This window comes from Acidovorax sp. (genome assembly GCF_046339755.1).
GTDB lineage: Bacteria > Pseudomonadota > Gammaproteobacteria > Burkholderiales > Burkholderiaceae_C > Acidovorax.
On the sequence record NZ_JBKDTZ010000003.1, the window covers coordinates 1 to 6,688 of the forward strand.

Consider the following 6,688-nt stretch of genomic DNA (forward strand, 5'->3'; position numbering starts at 1 on the left):
CGTCCAGCCGGCCTTCGGTGAAGCGCTTGGTCAGGCCCTGGGCCTGCAGCACCACCTCGCCACGCGCGGGCGGGGCGGCAGGCAGGGGCATGGCGGATGGAACGTTGTTCTTATTCATAGCGAAGCGCCTCGGAGGGGTTCACACGGCTGGCGCGCCAGCTGGGGTAGAGGGTGGCCACAAAGGCCAGGATCAGGGAGATGATGGCGATGGGGATGATGTCCGAGCCCTGGGGGTCGCTGGGCATCTTGCTGATGAGGTAGATGTCCTTGGGCAGGAAGCTCGCATTGAGCGCCTGCTCGATGGCCGGCACGATCACGTCGATGTGGAAGGCGATCACCAGGCCCAGCAGCAGGCCGGCGAGGGTGCCGATCACGCCCACCATGGCCCCCTGCACCACGAAGACGCCCATGATGCTCCTGGGGCTGGCGCCCAGCGTGCGCAGGATAGCGATGTCGGCACGCTTGTCGGTCACCGTCATCACCAGCGTGGAGACGAGGTTGAACGCCGCCACGGCCACGATGAGCGTGAGGATGATGAACATCATGCGCTTTTCGAGCTGCACGGCGGCGAACCAGGTGCGGTTCTGCTGCGTCCAGTCGCGCACCACCAGGCCGCCGCTCACGGTGCCGGCCAGTTCGGCGGCGACTGTGCGCGCCTGGTGCACGTCCGTGAGCTTCAGGCGGATGCCGGTGGGGCCTTCCAGGCGGAAGATGCGCTGCGCATCCTCGTGGTGCAGCAGCACCAGGGCGGAGTCGTACTCGTAGTGCCCCGAATCGAAGGTGCCAGCCACCGTCATCTGCTTGAGGCGCGGCACCACGCCGGCCGGCGTGACCTGGCCGGCGGGCGCGATCAGCGTCACGGTATCGCCCGCGCGCACTCCGAGGGAGCGGGCCAGCTCGCCGCCCAGCACCACACGGAATTCACCGGGCACGAGCAACTGCAGTGTCTTCTCGTTGCCCGCGGCCAGGTCCGTCACCGAGCTTTCAAGCGCCGGGTCGATGCCACGCACCAGCGCGCCGCGCATGTCCTGCCCGCGCGAAAGCAGCGCCTGCGCGGAGACGAAGGGCGCGGCACCGGTGACGTTCGGGTTGCGCCTGGCCTCGGCCAGGGTAGTGGCCACGTCGGGCAGCGCAGCCCCCTGGGGCGCCAGGATCTCGATGTGCGAGACCACGCTGAGCATGCGGTCGCGCACCTCGCGCTGGAAGCCATTCATCACCGACAGCACGATGATCAGCGCCGCCACGCCCAGGGCGATGCCCAGCATGGACACGCCCGAGATGAAGGAGATGAAGCCGTCGCGCCCCGTGGCGCGGCCTGCGCGGGTGTAGCGCCAGCCCAGGGCCAGTTCATAGGGAATTTGCATCATTCGTAGCGCAGCGCTTCAGCAGGGTTCACGCGGCTGGCGCGCCAGCTCGGGTACAGGGTGGCCACGAAGGCCAGTGCCAGCGAGATCAGGGCGATGGGCACGATGTCCGTGCTCTGCGGCTCGCTGGGCATGCGGTCGATGAGGTAGATGTCCTTGGGCAGGAAGGAGGCACCCAGCGCCTTCTCGATGGCCGGCACAATCACGTCGATGTTCAGGGCGATGCCCAGGCCCAGGACCAGGCCGGCCAGGGTGCCGATGATGCCCACCATGGCGCCCTGCACCACGAAGACGCCCATGATGCTTTTGGGGCTGGCGCCCAGCGTGCGCAGGATGGCGATGTCGGCGCGTTTGTCGTTGACCGTCATCACCAGCGTGGAGACGAGGTTGAAGGCCGCCACGGCGACGATCAGCGCCAGGATGATGAACATCATGCGCTTTTGCAGGCGCACGGCCTCGAACCAGGTGCGGTTCTGCTGCGTCCAGTCGCGCAGCAGCAGGTCGCCGCTCACGGTGCGGGCCAGTTGGTAGGCCACGGCGTTGGCCTGCTCCAGGTCCTGCAGCTTGAGGCCGATGCCCGTGGGCCCGCGCAGGCCGAAGACGGCCATGGCGTCGTCCTGGTGCATCCAGACCAGGGTGGAGTCGTATTGGAAATGGCCCGAATCCACCGTGCCGGCCACGGTGAGCGGCTGGTAGCGCGGGCCGCCCTGGCTGCCATTGCCGCCCTGACCGGCAGGCACCACCAGGGTCGCGGCGTCGCCCGCCTTCACACCGAGCGATTTGGCCAGCTCGCTGCCCAGCACCACGCGGAACTGCCCGGGCACGAGGGTGGCCAGCACCTGGGCATTCGATGCCGCCAGCGAGGTCACCGAGCCTTCCAGCGCCGGGTCGATGCCGCGCACCAGCGCGCCTTTCATGTCGTCGCCATGGGCGATCAGGGCCTGGGCCGCCACGTAGGGGGCGGCGCCAGTGACGGCCGGGTTCTGCTTCACCTCGGCGATGGTGCGCGCCGCGTCCGCCATGGCGGCGCCCTGGGGCGCAAAGACCTCGATGTGGGCGACCACGCCCAGCATGCGCTCGCGTACCTCCTTCTGGAAGCCGTTCATGACGCTGAGCACCACGATCAGCGCCGCCACGCCCAGGGCGATGCCGAGCATGGACGCGCCGGAGATGAAGGAAATGAAGCCGTTGCGCCGCGTGGCCCGCCCCGAGCGGGTGTAGCGCAGGCCCAGGGCCAGTTCGTAGGGAAGTTGCATGGTGGAGAAACGCCGGGACCACAGGAAATGGCCGAACATGGCGGGAGCGATTGTGGCATCCCGGACAATAGGGGGATGTCGGACATCCCCCATTTGCTCATCCCCTACGCTGCCAGCGCCTCCGAGGGGTGCCAGCAAACCCTGGCCAACCTGCCCCTGCCGCACCTGGACCGCCTGCTGGCGCGGCTCACCGCCGACCCGGCCCATTCCCGCAGTGGCGAGGAGACCAGCTTCTCGGCGCCCCACGAGCGCGCCCTGGCCCAGGCCCTGGGGCTGCCGGCCGAGGATGGCCGCACGCCCTGGGCTGCCTGGTACCGGCTGCAGCAGGGGCTGCCGGCCGATGACGAGGCCTGGGCTTTTGTCACCCCCTGCCAATGGCAGGTGACCACCGACCACATCACCCTGCGCGACCCCGAGACCCTGGGCATCGATGAAGCTGCCTCGCGTGCACTGCTGGCCATCGTCGCCCCCTGGTTCGCAGAGGACGGCATCACGCTGCACTATGACCAGCCCACCCGCTGGCTGGCCAAGGGCCCGCTGCTGGCCGACCTGGCCACCGCCTCGCTGGACCGCGTGCTGCTGCGGGATGTGCGCCCCTGGATGCCCGACGCCACCCGGGGGCGCACCCTGCACCGTCTGCAAAGCGAAATGCAGATGCTGCTGTACACCCATGCCTTCACCGAGGAGCGGGCCGAGCGCGGCCTGCCCATGGTCAACTCCTTCTGGGTGCACGGCGCAGGCCCTCTGCCTGCCACGCCACCCGCGCAGGCGCCGCAAATGCCCATGGCCTTGCGCAATGCCGCACTGCGCGAGGACTGGCGTGGCTGGGCCTCTGCCTGGACCGCCCTGGACGCCGGGCCCGTGGCCGAACTGCTGCGCCAGGCCGAGCAAGGTGCGCGCGTGCGCCTGACGCTGTGCGGCGAGCAGTCCGCAAGGTCCTTCCATACCGCACCACGCGGCCTGCTGCAGCGCATCCAGGCCCATTTCAAGCCCACCCGCTTTGCCCAGGTGGCACCCCAACTATGAAAATCACGGCCAGAGACATTCCCCCGCGTGCCGCCTGGGCGCTGGAGCAGGCCGGAGTGCACCCGCTGCTCGCGCGCCTGTACGCCGCGCGCGGCGTGCGCGACAAGGACGAGCTGGACGATGGACTCGCGCGCCTGCTGCCACCCGCCGGGCTCATGGGCATCAAGGCTGCCGCCGCCCTGCTGGCCGATGCCATCGCACAGGACCTGCGCCTGTGCATTGTGGCCGACTACGACTGCGATGGCGCGACGGCCTGCGCCGTGGCCGTGCGTGGCCTGCGCCTGCTGGGCGCAAGGCATGTGGACTACCTGGTGCCCGACCGCGTGACCGATGGCTACGGCCTGACCCCGCCGATAGCACGCCGCGTGAAGGAGCGCGGCGCAGACGTGCTGATCACCGTGGACAACGGCATCGCCAGCGTCGAGGGCGTGGCCGAGGCCAAGGCCCTGGGCCTCTCGGTGCTGGTCACCGACCACCACCTGCCCGGCCCCGAGCTGCCCGCGGCCGACGCCATGGTCAACCCCAACCAGCCGGGCTGCACCTTCGAGAGCAAGTCCCTGGCCGGCGTGGGCGTGATGTTCTATGTGCTCATGGCCCTGCGCTCCGAGATGCGTGCACGTGGCGTGTTCGACCTGGCCAGCCAACCCAAGCTTGACCCCCTGCTCACCCTGGTGGCCCTGGGCACCGTGGCCGACGTGGTGCGCCTGGACGCCAACAACCGCCGCCTGGTGGCCCAGGGCCTGCGGCGCATCCGCGCCGGCGCCATGCCGGCCGGCGTGGCCGCGCTGTTCACGGCGGCCGGGCGCAAGGCGCAGGCCGCCACCACCTTCGACTTCGGCTTTGCGCTGGGGCCGCGCATCAATGCCGCGGGGCGCCTGGCCGACATGACGCTGGGCATCGAGTGCCTGCTGACCGACGACCCGGGCCGGGCGAGCGATCTGGCCGGCCAGCTGGACACCATCAACCGCGAGCGCCGCGAGATCGAGGGCGGCATGCGCGAGCAGGCCATGCTGATGGCCGAGAATCTGTTCGACGAGAGCGAGGACCCGCCCCCGGCCATCAGCGTCTTCGACCCCGACTTCCACGAGGGGGTGGTGGGCATCGTGGCCTCGCGCATCAAGGACAAGCTGCACCGCCCGACCTTCGTCTTCGCGGCCAGCAGCGCACCGGGCAAGCAGCACGAGCTCAAGGGTTCGGGCCGCTCCATCCCGGGCTTTCACCTGCGCGACGCGCTGGACCTGGTGGCCAAGCGCCACCCGGGCGTGCTGCTCAAGTTCGGCGGCCATGCCATGGCGGCCGGCTGCACCGTGCCTGAGGAAGCCTTCGAGACCTTCGAGCAGGCCCTGGACCAGGTGGCGCAGGAGTGGCTCGATGCCTCCACGCTCACGCGCCGCATCGAGACCGATGGCCCGCTGGCGCCCGAGTACTGCCGCGCCGACGTCGTGGACACGCTGCACCAGGAGGTCTGGGGCCAGGGCTTTGCGCCGCCGACCTTTAGCGAAGAAGTGCAGGTGCTGAGCCAGCGCCTGGTGGGCGAGGCCAAGAACCACCTGTCCATCAAGCTCATGCACCAGGGCAACCCCGTCGATGCGATCTGGTTCGGCCACACCGAGCAACTGCCTGCGCGCGTGCTGCTGGCCTTTCGCCTGGATGTGAACGAATGGCGCGGCGAGCGCAAGGTGCAATTTCTGGTGGAGGGCGCTGAGATCTAGCGCGGCGGTTTCAGGCCTGCAAAGGGCCTTTGGCGCGCTGGCGCACCACCGTGACCTGCTCGCCACCCACGCCCCAGTTGTCAGGATCGACCTCGTCGATGATGACGGTCACGGTCTCGGGCTTCTTGTCGAGCCCCTCCTGCATGAGGCGCGGAACGCCGGCGATCAGCGCGGCCTTCTGGGCGGACGTGGTGGGGATATCGCGGTTGGCCAGGCGAATGTTGATCAGGGGCATGGAAAGGCTTTCTGTCGAGGATTGGTGTCTCAGGAATGAAAAAGGCAGCCCGTGCTGCCTTGGTGGATTGTCTGCGGGAGCGCTGCCCCGTTGCAACGCCTGCGGTCAGAAGCTTTCCCAGTCGTCGTCCCCGCCCTTTGCGGTGGCGCGGGGGGCCGGCGCAGGGGCTGGACCGGCTGCTGCAGGCTTGGGGGCCGCTGCCGGTTTGGGCACCGACGCCGTGAGCCGTGCCGTGGCAGGCGCTGGCGACTTGCCGGCAACGCCTTTGCGCGCGGGCGCGGCCGCCGGCCGGCTGGCTGCCGGTGCAGGCCGTGGCGCTGCTCCAGGCGCCCGTGCCGCCACAGCCCCCACGTTGAACATCGACACCACCTCGGCCAGCTTCTGCGCCTGGTCGCGCATCGACGCCGCCGCGGCCGTCGATTCTTCCACCAGCGCCGCATTCTGCTGCGTCATCTGATCGAGGTGCGTCACCGCCTGGTTCACCTGGGCGATGCCGTCGCGCTGCTCGGTCGAGGAGGCCGTGATCTCCCCGATCAGATCGCTCACCCGGCGCACGCTGGAGACGATCTCTTCCATGCTCTGGCCCGCCTGCGCCACCTGGGCCGAGCCCGATTCCACGTTCTCCACGCTGGCATTGATCAGCGTCTTGATTTCCTTGGCCGCTTCGGCGCTGCGCTGCGCCAGGCTGCGCACTTCGCTGGCCACCACCGCAAAGCCCCGGCCTTGCTCGCCCGCACGGGCCGCTTCCACGGCCGCGTTCAGCGCCAGGATGTTGGTCTGGAAGGCGATGCCGTCGATGGTGCCGATGATGTCGGCGATCTTGCGCGAGCTGTCGGTGATCTGCTGCATGCTGCTGACCACCTGGCCCACCACTTCGCCGCCGCGTGCCGCGGCCTGGGCCGCCGTGCCGGCCAGTTGGTTGGCATGGCGCGCCGGGGCGGCCGATTGCGACACCGTGGCCGTCAGCTGTTCCATGCTGGCCGCGGTTTCTTCGAGGTTGGAAGCGGTCTGCTCGGTGCGTGCCGACAGGTCGTGGTTGCCGTTGGCAATCTCCACCGAGGCCGAGGAGACCGAGTCCACGCCATGGCGCACTTC

General features: G+C 69.4%; 6 protein-coding genes. 2 read left to right on the plus strand and 4 right to left on the minus strand.

What is annotated here, in order from left to right:
• Positions 1-110 precede the first annotated feature (110 nt).
• Entirely contained in the window at positions 111-1,364 is a 1,254-nt protein-coding gene (locus ACK59X_RS00190; RefSeq protein ID WP_409954440.1) for a lipoprotein-releasing ABC transporter permease subunit, read from the minus strand.
• The gene (locus ACK59X_RS00195; RefSeq protein WP_409954445.1) at positions 1,364-2,620 is read right to left on the minus strand and encodes a lipoprotein-releasing ABC transporter permease subunit; all 1,257 of its coding nucleotides are present in this window, start codon (positions 2,618-2,620) and stop codon (positions 1,364-1,366) included. Before ACK59X_RS00195 ends, ACK59X_RS00190 begins: the two co-directional genes overlap by 1 nt.
• Positions 2,621-2,695: 75 nt before the next feature.
• Between ACK59X_RS00195 and ACK59X_RS00200 the strand changes: the two genes are divergently transcribed.
• Positions 2,696-3,646 (plus strand): phosphoglycerate mutase, encoded by a 951-nt coding sequence (locus ACK59X_RS00200; protein WP_409954441.1) that lies wholly within the window; start codon positions 2,696-2,698, stop codon positions 3,644-3,646.
• Positions 3,643-5,358, plus strand: a complete 1,716-nt coding sequence (gene recJ / locus ACK59X_RS00205; RefSeq protein WP_409954442.1) for a single-stranded-DNA-specific exonuclease RecJ — start codon at positions 3,643-3,645, stop codon at positions 5,356-5,358. The genes ACK59X_RS00200 and recJ overlap by 4 nt, the downstream gene beginning before the upstream one ends.
• 10 nt (positions 5,359-5,368) lie before the next feature.
• On the opposite strand, the gene ACK59X_RS00210 is transcribed toward recJ, so the two are convergent.
• Positions 5,369-5,593: a tautomerase family protein gene (locus tag ACK59X_RS00210; protein ID WP_409954443.1), complete on the minus strand. Its 225-nt coding sequence runs from the start codon at positions 5,591-5,593 to the stop codon at positions 5,369-5,371.
• A 105-nt stretch (positions 5,594-5,698) separates the two neighbouring features.
• On the minus strand, positions 5,699-6,688 hold a 990-nt coding region (locus ACK59X_RS00215; RefSeq protein WP_409954444.1), incomplete at its 5' end, for a methyl-accepting chemotaxis protein.

What these genes read in the sequence shown, in the direction of transcription:
- ACK59X_RS00190 (WP_409954440.1), bottom strand. Translation starts at nt 1,364, where the DNA reads ATGCAAATTCCCTATGAACTGGCCCTGGGCTGGCGCTACACCCGCGCA.
- ACK59X_RS00195 (WP_409954445.1), bottom strand. Translation starts at nt 2,620, where the DNA reads ATGCAACTTCCCTACGAACTGGCCCTGGGCCTGCGCTACACCCGCTCG.
- ACK59X_RS00200 (WP_409954441.1), top strand. Translation starts at nt 2,696, where the DNA reads ATGTCGGACATCCCCCATTTGCTCATCCCCTACGCTGCCAGCGCCTCC.
- recJ (WP_409954442.1), top strand. Translation starts at nt 3,643, where the DNA reads ATGAAAATCACGGCCAGAGACATTCCCCCGCGTGCCGCCTGGGCGCTG.
- ACK59X_RS00210 (WP_409954443.1), bottom strand. Translation starts at nt 5,593, where the DNA reads ATGCCCCTGATCAACATTCGCCTGGCCAACCGCGATATCCCCACCACG.